Genomic DNA, 21532 nt, shown 5'->3' with positions numbered 1-21532 from the left:
GAATCGAAAACCCAGCAAAGCTAACATCCGTCCCTGAGATCGTCGGGAGAATCGACCCTTCTCAAAATCGCCAATGAGCGATAGCATCGTCACATGACGATGAATCACAGCGAACCGGTCGTGCTCGACCCGCAGGCCACCGCGGCCTACGCCCACCTGTTCCAGGGGCTCGCGGATCCGACCCGGCTCGCGGTGCTCCAGCACCTCGCATCGGGCGAGCACCGGGTGCGCGATCTGGTGCAGCACCTGGGCTTCGCGCAGTCCACGGTGAGCAAGCACCTGAGCTTCCTGCTCGAGTGCGGCCTCGTCGCGGTCCGCCCCGACGGCCGCGCGTCCTGGTACTCGCTCGCGCACCCCGAGCGGCTGAGCACCGTCATCGCCGCAGCCGAGGCGCTGCTCGAGGCCGCCGGCACGCGGGCGACCCTCTGCTCGCACCTCCGGAGCCCCCGACCCGCGGCACCGACCGCCGAACGAAAGGACGACTGATGGGCGCAGGACACGACCACGGACCGGCGATCGGCGAGGCCGGGCACCCCGGAGATCACCGCAAGCGGCTGGCGATCGCCTTCGCGATCACCTCGATCATCGTCGTGGCGCAGGCCGTGGGCTCCTGGGTGACCGGCAGCCTCGCGCTGCTGACAGACACGGCGCACGCCCTGACCGACGCGACGGGCCTGCTCGTCGCCCTCATCGCCGGGACGCTGATGCTCCGCCCCGCCTCGTCGAAGCGCACCTGGGGCTTCCGCCGCATCGAGGTGATCGCGGCGCTCGGCCAGGCGACCCTGCTCCTCGCCGTCGGCGTCTACGCCGCGATCGAGGGCGTCCGCCGTCTCTTCGCGCCGCCCGAGGTCCCCGCGGGCGAGCTCCTCGTGTTCGGCGCGATCGGCCTCGTCGCGAACATCGTCGCCCTGCTGATCCTGTCGTCCAGCCGCGGCGCGAACTTCAACATGCGGGCGGCGTTCCTCGAGGTGATGAACGACGCGCTCGGTTCCCTCGGCGTCATCGTCGCGGCGATCGTCATCGCGACGACCGGCTTCCAGCAGGCGGACGCGCTCGCGGGCCTCTTCATCGCCGCCCTCATCGTGCCGCGGGCCTTCACGCTCATGCGGGAGACGGCGGGCGTGCTCATGGAGTTCACCCCGAAGGACCTCGATCTCGACGAGGTGCGCGCGCACATCCTCCGTCTCGACCACGTGCTCGACGTGCACGACCTGCACGCCTCGACCGTGGCGACCGGCCTGCCGACCCTCACCGCCCACATCGTGGTCGACGACGAGTGCTTCACCGACGGCCACGCGGCCGAGACGCTCAGCACGGTGAAGTCCTGCGTCGCCGAGCACTTCAAGGTCTCGGTGCAGCACTCGACGTTCCAGATCGAGACGGAGGAGATCCGCGACCAGGAGGGCAGCGCGGTGCGGCACGCCTAGCCGCTCCGGCGCACCCGCACCTCCGGTAGGATCGTCCCGTGCTCATCGAGATCGACAGACGCTAGCCACCGCACCGCCGGTGGCGCCCCAGACCGAGCCGCATCCGTTCCGAGATGCCGCTGCGCTCGGCGATCCTCGTGATCCGACGCCCCGCGCGGCCGCGGTTCCCCGCCGCCGCGAACCCACCCGTCCGCCGCGCCTCCGCGCGCTCGGGATGACGTTCGCGGCGCCATCGAGAGCACCCAGCAGCGCACGCGCACTCAGGAGAAGCGTCATGTCCATCGCACCCGCGGTCGCCCTCCGCGACCTCACCTTCGAGTGGCCCGACGGGGCCACCGCATTCACCGCACTGAACGGCACCTTCCCGACCGGCCGCACCGGTCTCGTCGGCCGGAACGGTGCCGGGAAGTCCACTCTGCTCAAGCTGATCTCCGGAGACCTCCGGCCGACCTCCGGAGAGGTCACCGCATCCGGGCCGGTCGGCGTCCTCGAGCAGTCGATCACCCTCCGAACCGGCGCGACCGTCGCCGACCTCATCGGGATCGCCCCCGTGCTCGCTGCCATCCGCGCGGTCGAGCACGGCGACGTCGACGAACGCCACTTCGACACGATCGGCGACGATTGGGACATCGAGGGTCGGGCCGCGGAAGCGCTCGACCGGCTCGGGATCCCGCACCTCGCGCTCGACCGGAGCGTCGCCGAGCTGTCGGGCGGGGAGGCCATGCTCGTCGCCATCGAGGGCCGACGCCTGCAGCGCACGGCGATCACGCTGCTCGACGAGCCGACGAACAACCTCGATCGCGGCATGCGGGCGCGCGTGCGCGAACTCCTCGCCGACTGGCCGGGTTCGCTCATCGTCGTCAGCCACGACCTCGAGCTGCTCGAGACGATGGACGCGACCGCAGAGCTCTCCGCTGCCGGCTTGGAAGCCTTCGGCGGCCCCTACAGCGCCTGGCTCGAGCATCGGGAGCGCGAGCAGGAGGCGGCGGTCGCCGCAGCCCGCTCGGCGCAGCAGATCCTGAAGGTCGAGAAGCGCCAGCGCGCCGAAGCCGAGACCAAGCTCGCCCGGCGCGAGCGGACGGGGAAGAAGACCCAGCGCGACGGAGGGATCCCGAAGATCCTCGCCGGGAACCGTGCGAGCAAGGCGCAGAACGCCGCCGGCTCGATGCGCTCCTCGCTCGACGAGAAGGTCGCCGCGGCGCAGGCGGCGGTCGACCGCGCCGACGCCCGGGTCCGCGTCGAGGAACGCATCAGCCTCGTGCTGCCCGACCCGGACGTGCGCGCGAGCCGACGCATCGCCGAGTTCGTGCACGATGGGCGCACGACGCTGATCCAGGGTCCCGAGCGGGTTGCCCCTCATCGGGCCGAACGGCGCGGGCAAGTCGACCCTGCTCGCGCGCCTGCTGGGCGCGGAGGCGGTCGACGGCGCGCCGGGCAATCGGATCGAGGCCCGCCTGCACACGGACCGGGTCGGCTTCCTCGACCAGCGGCAGGGGCGGTTGGACGAAGAATCCAGCGCCCTCGCGAACGTGCGGAACGCCGCGCCGGAGGTCGCGGACGGCACCGCCCGGAACCTCCTGGCGCGCTTGCTGATCCGGGGGCCGCAGCGGATCGTCCCGTCGCATCGCTCTCGGGTGGCGAGCGGTTCCGCGTCGCGCTCGCGCGGCTCCTGTTCCAGGATCCGCCGGCGCAACTGCTGATCCTCGACGAACCGACGAACAACCTCGACACGGCGAGCGTCGACCATCTCGCACAGGCGCTCGACGCCTACCGCGGAGCGCTCATCGTCGTGAGCCACGACGACGGCTTCCTCTCCCGACTGGGCATCGACGTCACCCTCGAGCTGGATCGCGCGGGCGGGCTGCGCTCGTCCGCCGGCTTCTCGCCCGCTACGACCCCGGCAGCACCAGCACCGAGAGGACGGTGACCACTGCGCTGAGCAGCAGCACCGCGGCGGTCGCGACCGCGGCCGCCGCGGGCACCCCCGTGCCGCTCGTCGTCCGCCGTCCCTGGAGCGCGATTCCGCCCGCGGCAGGAGTGCGCCGCGGGAGCGAGACGCGCTCGTCCCGGTATCCGCGCGTCTGCCGCCCGAAACGGTCGCGCAGCAGCGCCGCGGCCGCCTGCACCCGGTCCATGGTCTCCGTCCGCCACAGCGGCAGCCCGACGGGGAAGTAGAGCAGCAGGCGGTCGTCGACGAGCTCGACCTCGCATCCGCCGGCGACGTCGATCAGCGCCGCCATCACATCGGGGGTGAAGATCTCGAGAGCATCGCGCTCGTACCCGGCGGGGCACAGCAGCGTGAAGTGGCGGTCGAAGTCGCCCTCGAGGCCCAGCACGACGCGGTTGCCGAGTCCGAGCCCGGCGAGGGCGAGGACGCGCGATCGCCGGTTCCTGAGGACGATGTGCGGGACCTCTCGCGGGAGGTCGACCTGGGCGAACGCGAACGGCCGCCGCAGCTGCGCGCCGCCGCCGGGCTTCGCCGTCGGCCGGTTGCGGGCGAGCACGATCCCGTCGCCGGACAGTGCGGCGTGCTCGGTGTTGATGAGGTGCTTCGGGAAGCCGAGGCCGGTGCGCGCGATCCGCCAGTCGCGCGCACCGCTGGCGGAGCGGTGCACGAAGCCGAGCCCGTTCGCGCGCGCGAAGCGCCAGAGCCGCACGTCCCGCAACCGCCACCGCAGCCACCAGGCGAAGCCGCCGAGCAGCAGCGCGGACCACGACAGCGGCGCGAGCAGCAGTGCGAGGCGAGCGACGAGCGGGAGGTCTCCCGGCCCCGCCGCGCGCGCGACGAGCGCCGTAGCCGCGAGGATGACCGCGGTGCCGAGCAGGGTTCCGGCCGCGACCGCGGGGAGCCCGCCGTACCAGGGCAGCGCCGCGTCGCGACGGTACTCACGCATCTCGCCGAGGGTCGGCGCGGCGTCGAGCACCGTCGCATCGCCCAGCAGCGGTGCGTCCGTGGCCCCGCCGATTCCGTTCGGGCTCAGATCCGCCACGGCAGCAGCCCCCAGGGGCCGCGGCGCTTTCCGTCGAGCGCATGCTGCATCGCCGTGACGGCGTCTGCTCCGCGACGGGCCTGCTTCTCGTCCATGGTGCCGTCGCTCCAGTGCATCACCCGGCCGAGCGCGTAGCTGCGTCCGAACGCGGCCCAGGACTCGAACTCGGAGCGGGCGATCCCGTTGACGTGCTCGATGAGCCGCATCGAGTCCGCCTGCGAGATGAGGCCCATGCCGACGCCCCAGACCGGCACGGCGACGGCCTGGCCGAGGGCGTAGCCGTCGAAGCTCACCACCGGCTCGTTCGCCGGGAACAGCTTCTTGCCGAACTCGTTCTCGTAGTACATGACGGCGCGCACGAAGTCGCGCTCCTCGCCCTTGCCCGTTCCGCCGGCTTCCTTGATGGCCGCGATCCACTGCCGCTCGCTGGGGCGGCGACCGCCGTTCGCCTCGGCCGCACGAGCGCGGAGCGCGAGGAGCTGCTGCCACAGCGCCCGCCTGCGACGCTCGGTCGTGAGGCGCTCGACGTTGTCGACGACGTCCCGGGCGGAGCTCAGCCCCCACATGCGGGCCAGCTCCCGCTTCTGCGACTCGGACAGCGTGCTCGCCGCAGGGTCGTTCCAGAGCTCTCCCGAGTTCAGGATCTGCTGGAAGCCGAGCGCGAGCAGGTTCGCCTCGCGGGTATCGACGGGGTGGTCCTTGTGGTGCGCGAGCGGGGCGAACTTGGCGACGACCGAGATCACGATGAACAGCAGCACCAGCACGAGGACGCCGATGATGATCCATCGGATGACGGCGTTCGCCGGGTCCCAGAACCAGTCGAAGAGCTGCGTGACGATTTCCATAGGAGGGGGATCCTTTCGCGAGCGGCCGAGCGGATGCGCTCCGGCCTCGGCACATTACCGGAACAGTGTATGGGTAATTGCGCCGCCACCACCCGCCGGCCCGCTCGACTTGACTCGGCGTTTCCGCAATGCTCGACTGTGGGGACATCAGCCCGAGGAAGAGGTCAACGTGCGGATCAAACGAAGCGCTGTGGAAGCCGACGATGCCAAGAACCGGCGCGCGATTCCGATCGCGAGGATCGAGCCGTTCACCTTCGGGCTCGTCGGCACCCTCGGCGTGCTCGTCGCGCTCCTCATCGGCTCGATCGTCGGGCAGCTCGCCACCGTGCTGATCTACATCGGCGTCGCGCTGTTCCTCTCCCTCGGACTCGACCCGATCGTCTCCTTCATCGAGCGCAAGCTCCCCGCCCGGCCGCGGTCACGATCGTGGTCGTCGCAGTGATCGCCGCCTTCGCGGGCATCGTCGTGGCCGTGATCCCGGTGCTCGTGCAGCAGGTCGCCGGCCTCATCGAAGACGCCCCGCGCCTCATCAAGGAGTTCACCGCGAGCAGCTGGTACCACGACGTCACCAGCCAGTACGGCGACACCTTCGACAAGGCGATCCAGGGCGCCGTCAGCTTCCTGCAGGACCCGAACAACCTCACCCAGATCGGCGGCGGGATCCTCGCCGTCGGCGCCGGGATCGCGGGCGGCGCGACGGGCGTGACGATCGTGCTGATCCTCACCCTGTACTTCATGGCCTCGCTGCGCTCCATGAAGAAGGCGGCCGCGCGCTTCGTCCCCGCCTACCGCCGCCCCCGCTTCTCCGAGCTCCTCGAGGACGTCTCGGGCGCCGTCGGCCGCTACGTGATCGGCCAGGCCAGCCTCGCCCTGATCAACGGCATCCTGAGCCTCGTCTTCCTGAGCATCATCGGCGCGCCCATGCCCGCGCTGCTCGCGCTCATCGCGTTCATGGGATCACTGATCCCGCTCGTCGGCACGCTGAGCGCCGCGATCATCAACTCGGTGATCTGCCTGTTCGCCTCGCCCTTGACCGCGCTCGTGTCGATCATCTACTACCTCGTCTACATGCAGGTCGAGGCGTACGTGCTCAGCCCCCGCATCATGAGCAAGGCGGTCGCGGTTCCCGGTGCGATGGTCGTCATCGCGGCGGTCGGCGGCGGCGCGCTCGGCGGGATCCTCGGCGCGCTGGTCGCCATCCCGGTCGCGGCGAGCCTCATCATCATCATCCAGAAGGTGGTGTTCCCCGCACAGGACGCGAAGACCGAGGCCCCTCCGGCTGAATAGCAGGGTCCGGCTCGGACGGTCAACCCCCTCGGGACAAGGTAACGACCAGGTCACGATCCGTGCCGCCATCCGAGTACCGACGTAGCGTGAAGGCAGCCCGTCCAGGGGCAGGGCCGCCCCCGGAACGGGGGAAAGGATGCCCATCATGCAGTCTCGGAAGCAACGGATCCCCACCGCCCTGATCGCACTCGCGGGCGCGGCAGCGCTCGCCCTCACCGCCTGCTCCGGCGGCGGGAACGGGGGTGGCGGCAGCGGGGGCGGCGGGACCGAGCTGAAGGGCGTCACCCTCAACGTCGCCGCCGACTGGTCGGGCGCCGAGCAGAAGAACTTCGAACAGGTCCTGGCCAAGTTCGAGCAGCAGACCGGCGCGAAGGTCAACTACACGAGCTACGGCAGCGACGTGGCGACGGTGCTCGGGCAGAAGGTCGACGGCGGCGACCCGCCGGATGTCGCCGTGATCCCGCAACCCGGCCTCATGCAGCAGCTCGTGGCCAAGAAGGCCCTCGTCGAGGTCGACCAGGCGACGAAGGCCGAGATCGAGAAGAACTACTCGAAGGACTGGGTCGACCTCGGCAAGGTCGACGGCAAGCTCTACGGCGTCTGGTTCAAGGGGTCCAACAAGTCGACGGTCTGGTACAACACCGACGTCTACGACGCCGCCGGCGCCTCGGTGCCGAAGGACTGGGACGGATTCCTGAAGCAGCTCGGAACCGTCTCGGACTCGGGCGTGTACGGACTCTCCATCGGCGCCGACGCGGGGTGGCCGCTCACCGACTGGTTCGAGAACGTGTACCTGCGCACCGCCGGCCCCGAGAAGTACGACCAGCTGAGCAAGCACGAGATCCCGTGGACCGACCCGTCGGTGAAGACGGCGCTCGAGACCCTCGGCAAGCTGTGGGGCGACAAGACCCTGATCCAGCCGGGAACCGCTCAGCGCACCTTCGGCGACTCGGTGACCGCGGTGTTCGGCGATCCGCCGAAGGCCGGCACGGTCTACGAGGGCGACTTCGTCGCCGGCAACATCGCGTCGAGCACCAAGTCGGTCGTCGGCAAGAACGCGAAGTTCTACGACTTCCCCGCGATCGACGGCTCCGGCCCCTCGGTGGTCGGCGGCGGCAACGCCGCCGTGCAGCTCAAGGACAACGCGGGCGCTGCGGCGCTCATGCAGTACCTGGCGTCGCCCGAGGCCGCGACCGTCTGGGTGGAGCTCGGCGGATTCACCTCGCCGAACTCGAAGGTCGACACCGCGAAGTACCCCGACGAGACCTCGAAGCAGATCGCCGAGGCGCTCACGGGGGCCAAGACGTTCCGGTTCGACATGTCCGACCTCGCGCCCAGCGCCTTCGGCGGCACCAAGGGCGCCGGCGAATGGCAGATCCTCATCGACTTCTTCCAGAACCCGAGCGACGTCGCCGGGACCCAGCAGAAGCTCGAAGCCGCGGCTGCGGCCGCCTGGAAGTAGTTCGTCGAGCGGGATCGGGTCCGCGCTCCGGCGCGGGCCCGATCCACGGAGGGAGGATCCGTGGCCACCACGCAGACCGAGGTCATGCGCCGAGTCGAGACGGGCGGACGCGGGTCGCGGCATCGTCGAACGGTCTCGCGCCGCCAGATCGTCACGGCCGGGCTGTTCCTCGCCCCGGCACTGATCCTGCTCGGGGCGCTCGTCGCCTACCCCGTCGTCTACTCGGGCTGGCGGTCGCTCTACGACGCGGCCGGCACCGATTTCCTCGGGCTCGGCAACTACCTCACCATGTTCACGGATCCCGCGACCTTCACGGCGATCCGCAACAACCTCATCTGGGTGCTCGTCGTCCCGATCAGCTGCACGATCCTCGGACTCATCTTCGCCGTGCTGCTGGACAAGATCCGCTGGGGCACGGCGTTCAAGCTCATCCTGTTCATGCCGATGGCGATCTCGATGGTCGCCGCGGGCGTGATCTTCCGCACGACGTTCCAGGAGAACCCGCAGCTGGGCGCCGTCAACGCTGGCCTCGTCGCGATCAGCGACGCGGCGGGGACGTCCGCCGGGTATCCGGGAGCCCGACCGCGACCGGATCTCGGCATCGAGAACCGCGACGGCGGTCTGGAGCTCGTCGCGACGGCCGGCCGGCCGGCCGAGTTCCCGCTCGTCGGCGTGAAGCCGGACGCACTGCCGGCGAGCGCGAAACCGGCCGTCGCCGCGAAGCCGAAGGCCGGCGCCCTGACCGGCACCGTCTGGCTCGATTTCGTGAAGGGCGGCGGCGGCACCGTCGGCGCGCTCGGCGACGGCAAGCGCGGGCTGCCCGGAGTCGAGGTCCAGGCCGTCGGCGCCGACGGATCCGTCGTCGGCACCGCGACCACCGCGGACGACGGCACCTTCGCGATCGCGGGGGTCGGCGGCGGGGAGGCGACCGTGCGCCTGCCCGCGTCGAACTTCGCGGCGGGCTTCCAGGGCGTGCCGTGGCTCGGGCCCGGCCTCGTCACCGCCGTCATCATCCTGAGCTACATCTGGATCTGGGCCGGCTTCGCCATGGTGATGATCGCCTCCGGGCTCTCGGCGATGGACCGATCCCTGCAGGAGGCCGCGAGGATCGACGGCGCGAGCGAGTGGAAGGTGTTCACCCGGGTGACCGTGCCCCTGCTCGCCCCCGTGCTCGTGGTCGTCTTCGTCACCCTGATCATCAACGTGCTCAAGATCTTCGACCTCGTCTACGTGATCCCGCCGCCGTCCTCGCTCCCCGACGCGACCGTGATCGCCGTGCAGATGTGGACGGTGTCGTTCGGCGGCGGCAACGATCAGGGGCTCGGCAGCGCGCTCTCGATCTTGCTGCTCGTGCTCGTCATCCCGTCGATGATCATCAACGTCCGCAGGTTCCGCGAAGATCGGAGTCGATAGCCATGGCCGCCACCGTCTCCACCGCCCCCGGGGTCGATCCGATCGCCTCGGCTCGCCGAACCCCGAAGCCGCGCCCGGCCGGAGCACGCCGCGCGGGACCGGGCGCTCTGCTCGGGCGCGGTCTCGTCAACCTCGTGCTCGGCATCGTCGCCGTGTTCTGGCTGGTGCCCAGCTTCGGCCTCTTCCTCTCCTCGCTGCGCAGCAGCACCGACAACAGCGCGAGCGGCTGGTGGACGGTGTTCGCCGCACCCGCCCAGCTCACGGTCGACAACTACGCCGGACTGCTCGGCAACGCGCAGTTCATGGGCTCGTTCTGGAACACCATCGCGATCACGGTCCCCTCGACCGTGCTCGTCGTGGTCATCGGTGCACTCGCCGGGTACGCGTTCGCCTGGATGCGATTCCCCGGGCGGGACGCCCTGCTCATCGTGGTGATCGTGCTGCTGGCCGTGCCCGTGCAGGTCGCGCTGATCCCGGTGTCGAAGCTGTTCGGCGCGCTCGGGATCTTCGGGTCGGTGCTCGGCGTCGTCCTCTTCCACACGGCCTTCGGCCTGCCGTTCGCGATCTTCCTCCTGCGCAATTTCTTCACGCAGATCCCCGCCGAGCTCATGGAGGCGGCGCGCATCGACGGTGCGAGCGAGTGGCGGATCTTCGTGCGCGTGATCCTGCCGCTCGGCATGCCGGCGATCGCCTCGCTCGGGATCTTCCAGTTCCTCTGGGTCTGGAACGACATGCTCGTCGCACTGATCTTCACGAATCCGAGCTCGCAGCCCGTCACGGTCGCGATCCAGAGCCAGCTGCGGCAGTTCGGGGCGAACATCGACGTGCTGTCGTCGGGGGCGTTCCTGTCGATGCTCATTCCGCTGGTCGTGTTCTTCGCCTTCCAGCGCTACTTCGTGTCGGCGCTGCTCGCGGGGTCGACGAAGTAGCGCGGTCGCGCGGTTCACCCGGCCGGATCTGAGCACTCAGCCGGACCGATCCGCCTGATTCCGTCCGGCTGAGTGCTCGGATCCGGCTGAACGCACACCCCGATCCGGCCGCGCGCCGGCCGCCGTGCCCCGCTCGTGGACAACCCTGTGGAGTTCACTGGGGACGCCCGTGGAGAGACGCGGATCCGGTTTTCGAGATATCGCCTCTGACCTGGTGTAATTTCAGAGGGGAAATTACACCGGTGTAGTTCCAGGTCTCCCTCCACCTGTGGATAACTCGGTGGATCGGTACCGCGGCTCCGACGCGCGAAGTATCGTACTCCCATGACCGAGCCCGACCCGCGCATCCCGTCGATCCCCAGCGGTTGGGCCGGTCGCGCCCCATCGCGCAAGCCGCTGCGCGTCATGCCGGCGGAGCTCTTCAACCGCTCCTACCGGCCGGCGGCAGACGCCTACCTGCACGTCGCGCCGCTGAAGCGCCCGCCGATCCCGCTCGTCATCGCCTGCGGGGTCATCGCCGCGGTGTGCGGGCTGATCGTGTGGGGCACGCTCGCGCAGGCCGGCACCACGCCCAGCATGCAGGGACCGATGCCGTTCATCGTGGCCGGGGGCTTCGGCCTGCTCGGGCTGTTCTTCCTGCTCGTCTTCGTGAACGCCCTCGCGGCCTCCTTCTCCCGCGGCAGCTGGGCCAACCGCCAGTGCGTCGCCTTCGGCGCGAGCGGCATCGCGATACGCCTGCAGGGCTTCGACTTCGACGTGCCCTGGCACGAGGTCACGGCCGTGCGCGCCACGAGGCGGCGCAGCGCAGGCGCGGCTCCCGCGCTCGTCCCCGTCCTGCGGATCGAGCGCGGCGCCGAGCACTGGGATCTGCAGCCCGGCGTCATCGACGCCGATCCCTCGGTGCTCTACTCCGCTCTGCACTACTACTGGCTGCACCCCGAGCAGCGGGCGGCGCTCGGCACGGTCGCGACGCCGCAGCAGCTCGGCGGCGCGATCTAGCCGAGCTCGCCGTCGACCGCCGTCGCGAGCACCCTCGCCCCGGCCAGCGCCTCGGGCTCCGCCGAGCGCGGATCCACGTCGAGCACCGCGAAGTCGGCGTGCAGGCCCGGTGCGAGCGCCCCGATCTCGTGCTCGCTGCGCAGCTGCCATGCGGCGTTCGCCGTGTGCGCGCGGAGCGCGTCGAGACGCGAAACCCCCGTGCCGCCGCCCAGGTGCCGGCCGGTGCGCGACGTGCGGGTCTCGGCGACCGCCATGTTGCGCAGCGGCTCGCACGGGGTCACCGTGCCATCGTTGTGGAACGTCGCGCGGTGCCCGGCAGCGAACGCCGCCCCCGCGTCGGCCCACGCCGCGCCGTGCTCGCCGAACAGGTCGTCGACCAGCACGTCGCCCCAATAGGTGATGTGGTCGACGAACAGGCTGACGGTCGCTCCCAGCGCCGCGGCGCGCCGGAACTGCGTCGGCGTCATGAGCCCGCAGTGCTCGATCCGGAACCGGTGGTCGCGCAGATCGAAGCGCCGGATCAGCTCCTCGTAGGCGTCGAGCGTGCTGTCGATCGCGACATCGCCGTGCGAGTGGCAGGCGAACTGCCAGCCCTCCCCCGCGTACTGCGAGCCGATCTCGATGAGCTGCTCGGTCGAGTAGTTCGCGTGACCGATATGCCCCGGGGCGAAACCGAGCGCGCGCGTCGCCGCGGTGTCGAGGTAGGGGAACGAGGTCGCGATGTTGCCGACCCAGGGCGAGCCATCCGACCAGATCTTGATCCCGACCTGCCGGTAGCGGGCGTCGCCGTTCTCCAGCGGGGACGTCGCCCGCGCCCCCGGTTTCGACATCTCGTAGCCGCGCAGCCGGACCGGCAGCTGCCCGGCCGAGGCCATGCCGGTCGCGAGGCGGCCCAGGTCCTCGGTCCACGTGAGGTCGGCGATGGTCGTGATGCCGCGCCGACGCAGATCGACGAGGTAGGCGTTCATGCGTCTCGGCATATCGGCCTCGGCAGCGGCCAGGGCCGGGCCGGCGATCCGGGCGACCGCGGCGGCCTCGTACGCGACACCGCTGAGCTCGCCGGACGCGTCGTGCCCGTAGGAGGCGCCGGCGGGGTCGGGGGTGTCGCGGTCGACACCGGCCTCGCGTGCCGCGGCGGAGTTGAAATACACGGAGTGCAGCGAGTTGTGCACGATCACGAGCGGGATCTCGCCCGCGAGCGCGTCGAGCTCCTGGATCGTGGGCGGCACGAGGCCGGGCTGCAGCAGCGGATCCCAGCCGTTCGCGACGACGCGGGCCGGTCGGGGGTCGGCGGCGAGCGCCGAGCGGATCGCCGCCCACACCTCCCCCGCGGTCTCGATGGTGACGGGCCGGATGTCGACGGCGTCGTCGCCGAGCAGGGTCGCGGCCTCCGACGGGTGACCGTGCGGCTCGATGAGGCCCGGGATCGCCCAGCCCTCGCCGAGGTCGATGCTGCGGGCGCCCGCAGGGGCGGGCACCTCGTCGCGCGATCCGATGGCGACGATGATCCCGTCGCGCACGAGCATCGCCTCGGGCGCGGAGGCCGGGTCGCCGGATCCGCCGTCGGCGCCGATGCAGTCGAGGTCGGTGCGCACGAAGCGACCGGTGTAGCGGAGCAGCTGGGAGTCGGTCACGGGTGCCCTTTCGACGCGGTGCGGGTCGCCGGGCGTCCATCGCCCACTCCTACTTGTATCGGCTTTCCGGCCGCTTGGCGAGCGGTCCGAGGGGCTGGGTATCCTGGCCGGAGCCGCGGCGGCCCGACATCCGCGGCGGAGGGGGACCCCATGACGTTTCCGGAGCTCCCCGAAGCCACCGAGGTCGCAGGCCGGAATGGGCTCGCGTCCCGGGCCTCCGCACACTGGGGCCTCGTCGTCGCCCTCGCGGCCGCCGCCATCGCGATCTTCGTCGGGCTGGCGTTCTGGGTGGGGTCGGCGCTGCCCGGGACCCAGGAGCGGGGTACCGACTGCTTCCTCCACGATGCGCGGGCGTGCCGGACCGCCTCGGAGGCGGAGATCCTCGGCGCCGTCGAGGAACGGGCGCGCCTGTCGTTCCCCGAGGGGACGCAGCTGGTCCGCTCGGAATCGGCGGGAGGCGGCGCGCGGTCGACGGTCGATCGCAGCGCGCTGGTGCGGGTCCCGGAGCACGGAGTGATCGGGCTCGACCCGGGGTTCCGCGAGGTGCAGCCCGGCGACCTCGCGCAGCCGACGCTCGATGGCGCAGCCGAGCAGGGGGTGACCGAGATCCTCGAGGCGCAGCGGCTCTCGGCGCCGGCGCCCGGCTCGGGCGAGCGTCTGCCCGAGGTCGTGGTGCTCGAGGGGCCGACCGACGCCGGCGCCCGGCTCGCCTACATCGACCTCAGGGAGAAGCGGTAGCCTCCGACCATGAGCGATACCCCGCAGCCGATCACGACCGCCGACACGACGATGGAGGCCGCGGGCACCAGCTTCGACGGGGTGCTGTTCGACTGCGACGGCGTGCTCGTCGACTCCGAGCTGATCACGAACGGCGTGCTGCGCGAGATGCTGCACGAGCTCGGCTGGGCGATCTCGGCCGAGGACTGCATCCGGCTGTTCATCGGCCGTGCGCTGAAGGACGAGTGGGAGCCGATCCTCGAACGCACCGGCTTCCGCATCACCGACGACTGGATCGCGCGGTTCCGCGAGCGCCGCGACGAACGCCTGCGGGCGGAACTGACCCCGATCCCGGGGGCGCGCGAGGCCGTCGCCGCGGCGAACGCGCGGTTCGGCGGCAGGATCGCGGTCGCCACCGGGGCCGACCTGGCCAAGGCCCGCATGCAGCTCGAGCTGACGGGCCTCGCCCCGCTGTTCGGCGACCGGGTGCTGAGCGGCATGGACCAGCCGCGCAGCAAGCCGGCACCCGACGTCTATCTCGCGGCGGCCGCGACGATCGGCATCGATCCGGCCCGCGCGATCGTGGTCGAGGACACGGTTTCGGGCACGACCGCCGGCGTGGCCGCGGGTGCCACCGTGCTCGGCTTCTCGCCGGACGGTCCCACCCGCACGGCGCCCGAGGCGCTGCGCGCGGCGGGCGCCGCGGCGGTGTTCTCGCGGATGGACGAACTGCCCGCGCTGTTCGAGACGATCGCGATCGCCCGGGGCTAGGGCGTCTCGGGGATCCGCGCGCGGAGGGCGCGGAGCGCTTCCAGGATGCTCTGTTCGATCACGGCGACCGGGTCCCCGTCGAAGCGGTGCCGCGCGACCACCGGCGGCGAGCCCCGGTGCACCGCGGCGATGAACACCGTTCCGGGCGCTTCGCCCTCCTCCGGCTCCGGACCCCCGACACCCGTCAGGCCCACCGCGCAGTCCGCCATGAGCAGGGCGGCGGCGCCCCGCGCCATGGCGATCGCGGTCTCCGCGGTGACCACCGGCCCGCCCGGAGCATCGAGGAGCGCGTACTTGACCTCGGGCCGGTAGGCGACGATGCCGCCCTGGTACCAGCCGCCCGCGTCCGGCGCGGCGGTGAGGGCCGCGCTCAGCTGCCCTCCGGTCAGCGACTCGGCGGAACCGATGGTGCAGCCCGCGAGCTCGGCGGCTCGGGCGACCTCGCGCACCAGCAGATCGACCTCGGGGCTCAGCGCCGACTCCGCCATGATCCGATCTCCTTCCGTCGTCTGAGGGGCAACGATAGGCGGCCTCCGCGCCGAGCGCCACCCGGTTGACAGCCGGTTCGGGCGCGGGGGATCCTCGGAGGCCACACGTAGAGGAGGAACACGCGCATGCCCAGTACGAACCGACGCCCGGGCCTTCCCGAGCCCGACCCGAGCATTCCCGACGAAGCGGCGGACGACGTGGCCGAGCGGCCCGGATCATCGTCCGTTCCGCACGATCACGCCGACGACCTGGCCGACGAGTGGGGCGAGGAGTCGTTCCCGGGGAGCGACCCGCCCGCGCACTACTGAGCGGCGCAGCCGGGGGTCGGCGCCGGCGGCTCCGCGACCCGCGCCCGGATGTGCCCGGGCCGGCTGGCGACGATCCCCGCGCCGAGCTGGAGCACGAGCAGCAGGCCGAGGACGGCGAGGGGCAGGACCCACTCCCCGCTCAGCGCGTGCAGCGCGCCGAACCCGATGGGCGCGAGGCCCGCGATCAGGTAGCCGAAGCCCTGCGCCATGGTCGAGAGGTGGCCCGTGTGGTGCGCGTCGGGCGACCGCAGCACGATGTATGCGAGCGACAGGCTGATCGACGCGCCCTGCCCGAGACCGAGCAGCGTCATCCACAGGATCGGGGCCGCGGCGGGCGCGGCCGCGAGCCCGATGGTGGCGGCGGCCAGCAGCGCGACCGCGAGCGCGACCGGGAGCCATGCGGGCCGGATCCGCCGTGCGAGCACGGGCACCACGAGCGAGGCGAGGATCCCGGGGAACGCCGAGAACGCGAACAGCCAGCCCGCAGTGCCGGCGCCGATCCCGGCATCCTGCAGGATCGTCGGCACCCAGGTGAGGCTCGTGTAGTAGACGGCGCTCTGCAGCCCCATGAGCGCGGTGACCGCGATCGCGATGGGATCGCCGAGGATCGCGCGGAACGGGGGCTCGCCCGTCTCGGCGGGGGCATCGGCGACCCCGGCGCCGGAGCGCAGGCGCCCGGGCGAGCGGCGCATCTGCGGGATCCAGACCACGGCCGCGAGGACCGCCGGCGCCGCCCAGACGGCGAGCGCCGCGCGCCAGTCGCCGCCCACCAGCGGCAGCAGCGGCACGGTCAGTCCCGATGCGGCGGCCGCTCCGACGAACAGCGCGGTCGAGTAGAGCCCCATCATGAGTCCGGTGCGGTGCGAGAAGTCCTGCTTGATCGCGGGCGGCATGAGCACGTTGCCGACCGCGATCGCCGCCCCGACGAGGACGGTTCCGGCGAACAGCCCGGCGAGACTCGGGTGCAGGCGCAGCAGGATCCCGGCGGCGAGCACGAGCATGGTGATGCCGAGCAGCCGGTGCATGCCGAGGCGGCGCGTGAGCGCGGGCGCGAGGAACGCGAAGGCGCCGAAGGCGAACACGGGGATGGTGGTGAGGAGCCCTGCCGCGGTGGTCGAGAGGCCGAGCCCGTCGCGGATCTCGCCGAGCACGGGACCGATCGATGCGACGCCGATGCGCAGGTTGAGGCCGATGAGGATCAGCCCGGCGGCGAGCAGCAGCATGCCGCCCCGGCTGCGGGGGCGCTCGGCCGGGCGGTCGGCCGGGCGGTCGACGGGCGGCTCGACTCCGGTCGGGGAATCGAGGATGATCGGGATCTCCGAGGTGCGCACGGGCGGCTCCTTCACGACGGGGCCGAGACGCTCGAGCGGCGGGTGCTGCGGCGGCTCGGCATCGGGACGCGGCCGGAGAACCCGGCCAGGGCTTCCATGTTCGCCGTCGCGGACTGCGGCGATCCACCGGTACAGTGACCGGTGATGCCCGAAAACCGCCACGATTCGCTCGCGCCCGAGCAGATCCTGCTCCTGGATCACGCCGAGCGCACTCCCGTGCACCTGCACGCCATGGGGCACCTCGTGTATCCGGCGACCGGCGTGCTCTCGCTCGTCACCGACGACGGATCGTGGATCGCCCCGTCGAACCGGGTGGTCTGGATCCCGGCGGGCTTCCGGCACCGGCACCGGGCGCACGGGACGACCGACATGCGCGTCGTGTTCCTGCCCGCCGAACTGGCGGGGCTCCTGCCCGAACGGCCGGCCGTGCTCGCGATGAGCGCGCTGGCGCGCGAGGCCGCGCTGACGCTGACCGGCGACCCCTCGCGCTCCCCCGAGTCGCGGGATCGGCTGCGGCGCGTCATCATCGAGGACGTCTCGGCGGCGCCCGAGCAGCCGCTGCACCTTCCCGAGCCGCATGACGACCGGCTCCGCACCCTGACCCGCCTGGTGGAGCGGGACCTGTCGACCCCCGAGACCCTCGAGCGGCTGGGACGCCGGGTCGGCGCGAGCGGCCGCACGCTCAGCCGCCTGTTCCGGCAGGAGGTCGGCATGAGCTTCCGGCAGTGGCGGATCCAGCTGCGCGTGCACCGCGCGCTCCTGCTGCTCACCGACGGGATCTCGGTGGTCGATACGGCCGCTGCCTGCGGCTGGGCGAACCCGAGCGCGTTCATCGACGCCTTCACCGAGCTCGTCGGCCAGACGCCCGGCCGGTACCAGCGCTCGCTCGCGCTCGAAGATCGCGGCCCGCTGCGGGAGAATCGGAGTGGGGCCACGCCGGACACGGCATCTTCTTTTGAATCACTAAAAACAAAGTGGTAGGGTTGGGGAACATGGAGACGACGCTCGAGTCGGCATTGCGCAGTGCCGGATTGCGTGCGACCGCTGGCCGGGTCGCCGTGCTCGACGCGCTCGCCTCCATGCCCCACTCGGACGCCGACCAGGTGTTCCGAGCGGTATCGCGCACCGTGCCGACGACCTCGATCCAGTCGGTGCACAACATCCTCGCGGACCTGACGGAGGCGGGCCTCGCCCGCCGGATCGAGCCGGCAGGATCCGCGGCGCTGTATGAACGGCGCGTCGGCGACAACCACCATCACATCGTCTGCACCCGGTGCGGAGCGGTCGGTGACGTGGACTGCGTCGTCGGCCACGCGCCGTGCCTCGACCCGTCGTCCACGTCGGGTTTCACCGTTCAGACCGCCGAGGTCACGTTCTGGGGGCTGTGCCCCGAGTGCCGAGCCTCGGCCGCATAGACGACTCGCGTTCGTTCGCTCCGCGCACCGCGGAGCGGTGATTCGTCGTGCCCGGAATTCCCTGAGGAGAGCCATGTCCAGCCCCAGCACCCCGCACACCACCACCCAGACCGGCACCCCGGTCGCGAGCGACGCCCACTCGCTCAGCGCCGGCCCCGACGGAACGATCGCCCTGCACGACCGCTACCTGGTCGAGAAGCTCGCCCAGTTCAACCGCGAGCGGATCCCCGAGCGGATCGTGCACGCCAAGGGCGGCGGCGCCTTCGGCGAATTCGTCGTCACCGGCGACGTCTCGGCCTACACCCGCGCCGCGGTGTTCCAGCCGGGCACGCGCACCGAGACGGTGCAGCGTTTCTCCTCGGTCGCCGGCGAGCAGGGCTCCCCCGACACCTGGCGCGACGTGCGCGGCTTCTCGGTGAAGTTCTACACGAGCGAGGGCAACTACGACATCGTCGGCAACAACACTCCCGTGTTCTTCATCCGAGACGGCATCAAGTTCCCCGACTTCATCCACTCGCAGAAGCGCCTGCCGGGCTCGGGCCTGCGCGACGCCGACATGCAGTGGGACTTCTGGACCCTCTCGCCCGAGTCGGCCCACCAGGTCACCTACCTCATGGGGGATCGCGGCCTGCCCCGCTCGTGGCGCCACATGCCCGGCTTCGGCTCGCACACCTACCAGTGGATCAACGCGGAGGGCGAGCGCTTCTGGGTGAAGTACCACTTCGACGCACTGCAGGGCAACGAGGAGCTGACGAACGAGGAGGCGGAGGCGATCGCCGGCGCCGACGCCGACTACTACCGCCGCGACCTGTACGAGGCGATCGAGCGCGGGGACTTCCCCTCCTGGAAGGTCTCGGTCCAGGTCATGCCCTACGAGGAGGCCAAGACCTACCGCTTCAACCCCTTCGACCTCACCAAGGTGTGGCCGCACGCGGACTACCCGAAGATCGAGGTCGGCATCCACACGCTGAACCGCAACCCCGAGAACTTCTTCGCGCAGATCGAGCAGGCCGCCTTCTCGCCGGCGAACACCGTCCCCGGCATCGACATCTCGCCCGACAAGATGCTGATGGCCCGCGTGTTCTCCTACCCCGACGCGCAGCGCTACCGCGTCGGCACGAACTACGCCCAGATCCCCGTGAACGCTCCCGTGGCGCCCGTCGCGAACTACTCGCAGGACGGCGCGCAGCGCCACGGCTTCAACGCGGCGAGCACCCCCGTCTACGCACCGAACTCGTTCGGCGGCCCGGTCGCCGATCCGGCCGCTGCGGGCGCGGGCTCCTGGGAGTCCGACGGCGAGCTGGTGCGCGCCGCGGCGACCCTGCACGCCGAGGACGACGACTTCGGTCAGGCGGGAACCCTGTACCGCGAGGTGTTCGACGCGGCCGCGAAGGAGCGCTTCCTCGCGACCATCACGGGCGCCGTCGGCTCGGTGCGGAGCGCCGAGATCCGGGAGCGCGCCATCGCCTACTGGAGCAGCGTCGACGCCGAACTGGGCGCCGCGCTCCGCGCGAACCTCGCCTGATCGGACGGGCGGCCGGGCCGCTGGGCCCGGCCCCTCCCGGTCCCGTCCGTCTTTCCCGAAGAGGAGATCCACATGTCCCCGACCGCGCACACCCCCGAGGCCGAGCCCGGTGCCGACCGTCGCGCGCAGCGCCGGCAGCGCCAGGGCGAGGCCGCCGCGAAGCGCGAGCGACGCTACGCCCGGCTCGCGATGCAGCCGAACGAGATGCTGGTGCGCCGCCGCGGCTGCGGCTGCTGCGACTGACCCCGCCTCGCGGGTACCGGCTCGACCGTTCGCTCAGTCGAGCGCACCGAGCCGGTACCCGCGACCGCGCACCGTGCGGATCAGATCGCGGTCGACCTTGCGCCGCAGGTAGTGCACGTACGTCTCGACCGTGGTCGCGCTCTCGCCCTGCGCGAAGACCCGCTCGAGCAGCTGCTCACGGGTGAAGGTGCGCTCCGGCTCGGCGACGAGCACGGCGAGCAGCGCCGTCTCCGTCTCGGTCAGCGCGATCCGGCCCGAGTACGGCGACTCGATGCTGCGGTCCTCGGGCGAGAAGAACCACCCGCCGATCTCGACCCCGAGCGGCTGGTCGTAGCTGCGGGTCATCGCCCGGAGCCGCGCGTTCAGCTCCTCGAACTCGAACGGTTTCACGAGGTAGTCGTCGGCGCCGGCGTCGAGCCCCTCCACCCGGTCGTGCAGCTGCCCGAGGGCGGTGAGCAGCAGGATCGGGGTGGCGATCCGCTGCCTGCGCAGTTCGCGCACGAAGTCCTCGCCGCTGATCCCGGGGAGCCCCCGGTCGACCACCATCGCGTCGAAGTCCGTCGTGCGCACCGCCTCGAACGCGGCCTCCGCCGAGTCGACGAGCTCGACCCGCCAGTCGGCGCCCAGGACGTCGCGCATGATGGGGCCGAGCCGCGGATCGTCCTCGACCAGCAGCAGGCGCATCATCGCGGAGCTCCGTCCGCGGCGAGCGGCAGCGTCAGCTCGAACCGGGTGCCGTGCGGACCGCTGGCGGCGACTCGGACGTCGCCGCCGGAGGCTTCGCAGAGCTCGCGCACGAGCGCGAGGCCGATCCCCCGCCCCGTGCGGCCGCGCCCGCGCGGAGTGCTCGGGGGCGCGCCGTGGGCGAAGCGGTCGAACACCCGCTCGGGCGCCACGCCGCGGATCCCCGACCCCTCGTCCGATACCGACACGATCGCGGCTCCGCCCCGCCGCTCGGCCGCGATCCGCACGGTACCGCCGGCGGGCGAGTGGTCGAGCGCGTTGTCGACGAGCGCGACCAGGCAGCGCCGCAGCGCGCTCCCCGGCATCGCGACCTCCAGCGGCGGCACCGTCACGGCGATCGCGACGCCGAATTCCTCGGCGACCGTCGCGAGATCCCGGGCCACCTCTGCGGCCACGCCGTCGAGTGCCGCCCGGCCGCGCGCGGCCGTCGCGCCCGTCGCGGCGTCGAGCATGTCGTCCATCACCAGGGCCAGGTTGCGCACGTCCTGCCGCAGCTCGGCGAGGATCGCGCCCCGCGGATCCGCGTCGGGGGTCATCGCGGCCAGCTGCTGCGCCCGGGCGCCCAGCACCGCGAGCGGGGTGCGCAGTTCGTGGCTGGCATCGGCGACGAAGCGCCGCTGGAGCTGGAACGCCTCGTCGAGGGGCTGCACCGCCCGCCGGGCGATCATGCGCGCCGCGAGGCCCGCGCTCAGCACCGCGCCGGTCGCCAGCAGCACGACCGCGAGCACCAGTTCGCCCGGATCGAGACGCACCTCGACCTCGCCCGGCTGGGGCGGCTGATTCGCCTCCCACGGGGTCGTCTGCCAGAACACGAACGCGAGGATCACGCCGCCGCCGACCACCACGAGTCCGGCGCACACCGCCATCACCCGCCAGCCGATCATCGAAGCGGAGCGACGATACGCGCGCTCATCGGGCAGTTCCCGCGGATCGATCCGGGATCCGGACATCTCGCGCCCCTCTCTCTGCGCACGGCACTGGCCCGTACTCGGCTCAACTCTCG

Annotated in this window: 23 protein-coding genes and 2 pseudogenes; 18 read left to right on the top strand and 7 right to left on the bottom strand. The window is 71.7% G+C overall.

Features of this window, described 5'->3' with window-relative positions; translation table 11 throughout:
- The first annotated feature begins 93 nt into the window (after positions 1 to 93).
- From AB3K78_RS14885 to AB3K78_RS14865, 5 genes and pseudogenes are all read left to right on the top strand, one after another.
- Complete coding sequence (locus AB3K78_RS14885; protein ID WP_416444518.1) at positions 94 to 486, top strand: ArsR/SmtB family transcription factor; 393 nt, start codon at positions 94 to 96, stop codon at positions 484 to 486.
- Positions 486 to 1427: a cation diffusion facilitator family transporter gene (locus AB3K78_RS14880; RefSeq protein WP_416444516.1), complete on the top strand. Its 942-nt coding sequence runs from the start codon at positions 486 to 488 to the stop codon at positions 1425 to 1427. Before AB3K78_RS14885 ends, AB3K78_RS14880 begins: the two co-directional genes overlap by 1 nt.
- Before the next feature lie 214 nt (positions 1428 to 1641).
- Positions 1642 to 2205: pseudogene (locus AB3K78_RS14875) on the top strand (ATP-binding cassette domain-containing protein); the annotation flags it as partial.
- Positions 2206 to 2776: 571 nt separating this feature from the next.
- Positions 2777 to 3019, top strand: a pseudogene (locus AB3K78_RS14870) (ATP-binding cassette domain-containing protein); the annotation flags it as partial.
- Entirely contained in the window at positions 2938 to 3354 is a 417-nt protein-coding gene (locus tag AB3K78_RS14865) for an ATP-binding cassette domain-containing protein (RefSeq protein ID WP_416447373.1), read from the top strand. The pseudogene AB3K78_RS14870 and the gene AB3K78_RS14865, both read left to right, overlap by 82 nt.
- Here AB3K78_RS14865 and AB3K78_RS14860 read toward each other — a convergent pair.
- Complete coding sequence (locus AB3K78_RS14860; protein ID WP_416444514.1) at positions 3317 to 4417, bottom strand: hypothetical protein; 1101 nt, start codon at positions 4415 to 4417, stop codon at positions 3317 to 3319. The genes AB3K78_RS14865 and AB3K78_RS14860 overlap by 38 nt on opposite strands.
- The gene (locus tag AB3K78_RS14855; RefSeq protein WP_416444512.1) at positions 4405 to 5262 is read right to left on the bottom strand and encodes a DUF1266 domain-containing protein; all 858 of its coding nucleotides are present in this window, start codon (positions 5260 to 5262) and stop codon (positions 4405 to 4407) included. The genes AB3K78_RS14860 and AB3K78_RS14855 overlap by 13 nt, the downstream gene beginning before the upstream one ends.
- 190 nt (positions 5263 to 5452) lie before the next feature.
- On the opposite strand from AB3K78_RS14855, the gene AB3K78_RS14850 reads away from it, so the two are divergent.
- From AB3K78_RS14850 to AB3K78_RS14825, 6 genes are all read left to right on the top strand, one after another.
- Complete coding sequence (locus AB3K78_RS14850; protein WP_416444510.1) at positions 5453 to 5704, top strand: hypothetical protein; 252 nt, start codon at positions 5453 to 5455, stop codon at positions 5702 to 5704.
- A complete protein-coding gene (locus AB3K78_RS14845) occupies positions 5689 to 6549 on the top strand; it encodes an AI-2E family transporter (protein WP_416444508.1) in 861 nt (286 codons plus the stop codon). The genes AB3K78_RS14850 and AB3K78_RS14845 overlap by 16 nt, the downstream gene beginning before the upstream one ends.
- Before the next feature lie 145 nt (positions 6550 to 6694).
- On the top strand, positions 6695 to 8011 hold the full coding sequence (locus tag AB3K78_RS14840; protein WP_416444506.1) for an ABC transporter substrate-binding protein: 1317 nt from the start codon (positions 6695 to 6697) through the stop codon (positions 8009 to 8011).
- Between the two features lie 60 nt (positions 8012 to 8071).
- Positions 8072 to 9424 (top strand): ABC transporter permease subunit, encoded by a 1353-nt coding sequence (locus AB3K78_RS14835; protein ID WP_416444504.1) that lies wholly within the window; start codon positions 8072 to 8074, stop codon positions 9422 to 9424.
- Between the two features lie 2 nt (positions 9425 to 9426).
- Positions 9427 to 10353, top strand: a complete 927-nt coding sequence (locus AB3K78_RS14830; protein ID WP_416444502.1) for a carbohydrate ABC transporter permease — start codon at positions 9427 to 9429, stop codon at positions 10351 to 10353.
- 324 nt (positions 10354 to 10677) lie between these two features.
- Complete coding sequence (locus AB3K78_RS14825; RefSeq protein ID WP_416444500.1) at positions 10678 to 11352, top strand: hypothetical protein; 675 nt, start codon at positions 10678 to 10680, stop codon at positions 11350 to 11352.
- Here AB3K78_RS14825 and AB3K78_RS14820 read toward each other — a convergent pair.
- Positions 11349 to 12986 (bottom strand): amidohydrolase, encoded by a 1638-nt coding sequence (locus AB3K78_RS14820; protein WP_416444498.1) that lies wholly within the window; start codon positions 12984 to 12986, stop codon positions 11349 to 11351. The genes AB3K78_RS14825 and AB3K78_RS14820 overlap by 4 nt on opposite strands.
- A 150-nt stretch (positions 12987 to 13136) precedes the next feature.
- On the opposite strand from AB3K78_RS14820, the gene AB3K78_RS14815 reads away from it, so the two are divergent.
- A complete protein-coding gene (locus AB3K78_RS14815; protein WP_416444496.1) occupies positions 13137 to 13724 on the top strand; it encodes a hypothetical protein in 588 nt (195 codons plus the stop codon).
- A 9-nt stretch (positions 13725 to 13733) separates the two neighbouring features.
- Positions 13734 to 14474, top strand: coding sequence for an HAD family hydrolase (locus tag AB3K78_RS14810; protein WP_416444494.1), 741 nt, complete (start codon positions 13734 to 13736; stop codon positions 14472 to 14474).
- Here the strand turns inward: AB3K78_RS14810 and AB3K78_RS14805 are convergent.
- The gene (locus tag AB3K78_RS14805; RefSeq protein ID WP_416444492.1) at positions 14471 to 14962 is read right to left on the bottom strand and encodes a CinA family protein; all 492 of its coding nucleotides are present in this window, start codon (positions 14960 to 14962) and stop codon (positions 14471 to 14473) included. The genes AB3K78_RS14810 and AB3K78_RS14805 overlap by 4 nt on opposite strands.
- Before the next feature lie 126 nt (positions 14963 to 15088).
- On the opposite strand from AB3K78_RS14805, the gene AB3K78_RS14800 reads away from it, so the two are divergent.
- On the top strand, positions 15089 to 15271 hold the full coding sequence (locus AB3K78_RS14800) for a hypothetical protein (protein ID WP_416444490.1): 183 nt from the start codon (positions 15089 to 15091) through the stop codon (positions 15269 to 15271).
- On the opposite strand, the gene AB3K78_RS14795 is transcribed toward AB3K78_RS14800, so the two are convergent.
- A complete protein-coding gene (locus tag AB3K78_RS14795; RefSeq protein ID WP_416444488.1) occupies positions 15265 to 16602 on the bottom strand; it encodes an MFS transporter in 1338 nt (445 codons plus the stop codon). The genes AB3K78_RS14800 and AB3K78_RS14795 overlap by 7 nt on opposite strands.
- 144 nt (positions 16603 to 16746) lie before the next feature.
- Between AB3K78_RS14795 and AB3K78_RS14790 the strand changes: the two genes are divergently transcribed.
- The 4 genes from AB3K78_RS14790 to AB3K78_RS14775 all read left to right on the top strand — a co-directional run bounded on the left by AB3K78_RS14790 (position 16747) and on the right by AB3K78_RS14775 (position 19785).
- Positions 16747 to 17583: an AraC family transcriptional regulator gene (locus tag AB3K78_RS14790; protein ID WP_416444486.1), complete on the top strand. Its 837-nt coding sequence runs from the start codon at positions 16747 to 16749 to the stop codon at positions 17581 to 17583.
- Positions 17584 to 17594: 11 nt separating this feature from the next.
- Positions 17595 to 18017 (top strand): Fur family transcriptional regulator, encoded by a 423-nt coding sequence (locus AB3K78_RS14785; protein WP_416444484.1) that lies wholly within the window; start codon positions 17595 to 17597, stop codon positions 18015 to 18017.
- A 73-nt stretch (positions 18018 to 18090) separates the two neighbouring features.
- Positions 18091 to 19542 (top strand): catalase, encoded by a 1452-nt coding sequence (locus AB3K78_RS14780; protein WP_416444482.1) that lies wholly within the window; start codon positions 18091 to 18093, stop codon positions 19540 to 19542.
- A gap of 72 nt (positions 19543 to 19614) precedes the next feature.
- Positions 19615 to 19785, top strand: a complete 171-nt coding sequence (locus tag AB3K78_RS14775) for a hypothetical protein (RefSeq protein WP_416444480.1) — start codon at positions 19615 to 19617, stop codon at positions 19783 to 19785.
- Positions 19786 to 19818: 33 nt separating this feature from the next.
- On the opposite strand, the gene AB3K78_RS14770 is transcribed toward AB3K78_RS14775, so the two are convergent.
- The gene (locus AB3K78_RS14770; RefSeq protein ID WP_416444478.1) at positions 19819 to 20472 is read right to left on the bottom strand and encodes a response regulator transcription factor; all 654 of its coding nucleotides are present in this window, start codon (positions 20470 to 20472) and stop codon (positions 19819 to 19821) included.
- Entirely contained in the window at positions 20469 to 21479 is a 1011-nt protein-coding gene (locus tag AB3K78_RS14765) for a sensor histidine kinase (RefSeq protein WP_416444476.1), read from the bottom strand. The genes AB3K78_RS14770 and AB3K78_RS14765 overlap by 4 nt, the downstream gene beginning before the upstream one ends.
- Positions 21480 to 21532: the final 53 nt, after the last annotated feature.

The organism is Leucobacter sp. HNU, from assembly GCF_047946755.1.
Lineage (GTDB): Bacteria > Actinomycetota > Actinomycetes > Actinomycetales > Microbacteriaceae > Leucobacter.
Note: the sequence above shows the minus strand (reverse complement) of the source record. Positions and strands in the feature narration are given on the sequence as shown.

What these genes read in the sequence shown, in the direction of transcription:
- AB3K78_RS14800 (WP_416444490.1), top strand. Translation starts at nt 15,089, where the DNA reads ATGCCCAGTACGAACCGACGCCCGGGCCTTCCCGAGCCCGACCCGAGC.
- AB3K78_RS14775 (WP_416444480.1), top strand. Translation starts at nt 19,615, where the DNA reads ATGTCCCCGACCGCGCACACCCCCGAGGCCGAGCCCGGTGCCGACCGT.
- AB3K78_RS14885 (WP_416444518.1), top strand. Translation starts at nt 94, where the DNA reads ATGACGATGAATCACAGCGAACCGGTCGTGCTCGACCCGCAGGCCACC.
- AB3K78_RS14830 (WP_416444502.1), top strand. Translation starts at nt 9,427, where the DNA reads ATGGCCGCCACCGTCTCCACCGCCCCCGGGGTCGATCCGATCGCCTCG.
- AB3K78_RS14855 (WP_416444512.1), bottom strand. Translation starts at nt 5,262, where the DNA reads ATGGAAATCGTCACGCAGCTCTTCGACTGGTTCTGGGACCCGGCGAAC.
- AB3K78_RS14840 (WP_416444506.1), top strand. Translation starts at nt 6,695, where the DNA reads ATGCAGTCTCGGAAGCAACGGATCCCCACCGCCCTGATCGCACTCGCG.
- AB3K78_RS14805 (WP_416444492.1), bottom strand. Translation starts at nt 14,962, where the DNA reads ATGGCGGAGTCGGCGCTGAGCCCCGAGGTCGATCTGCTGGTGCGCGAG.
- AB3K78_RS14810 (WP_416444494.1), top strand. Translation starts at nt 13,734, where the DNA reads ATGAGCGATACCCCGCAGCCGATCACGACCGCCGACACGACGATGGAG.
- AB3K78_RS14780 (WP_416444482.1), top strand. Translation starts at nt 18,091, where the DNA reads ATGTCCAGCCCCAGCACCCCGCACACCACCACCCAGACCGGCACCCCG.
- AB3K78_RS14785 (WP_416444484.1), top strand. Translation starts at nt 17,595, where the DNA reads ATGGAGACGACGCTCGAGTCGGCATTGCGCAGTGCCGGATTGCGTGCG.
- AB3K78_RS14825 (WP_416444500.1), top strand. Translation starts at nt 10,678, where the DNA reads ATGACCGAGCCCGACCCGCGCATCCCGTCGATCCCCAGCGGTTGGGCC.
- AB3K78_RS14815 (WP_416444496.1), top strand. Translation starts at nt 13,137, where the DNA reads ATGACGTTTCCGGAGCTCCCCGAAGCCACCGAGGTCGCAGGCCGGAAT.
- AB3K78_RS14790 (WP_416444486.1), top strand. Translation starts at nt 16,747, where the DNA reads ATGCCCGAAAACCGCCACGATTCGCTCGCGCCCGAGCAGATCCTGCTC.
- AB3K78_RS14880 (WP_416444516.1), top strand. Translation starts at nt 486, where the DNA reads ATGGGCGCAGGACACGACCACGGACCGGCGATCGGCGAGGCCGGGCAC.
- AB3K78_RS14765 (WP_416444476.1), bottom strand. Translation starts at nt 21,479, where the DNA reads ATGTCCGGATCCCGGATCGATCCGCGGGAACTGCCCGATGAGCGCGCG.
- AB3K78_RS14770 (WP_416444478.1), bottom strand. Translation starts at nt 20,472, where the DNA reads ATGATGCGCCTGCTGCTGGTCGAGGACGATCCGCGGCTCGGCCCCATC.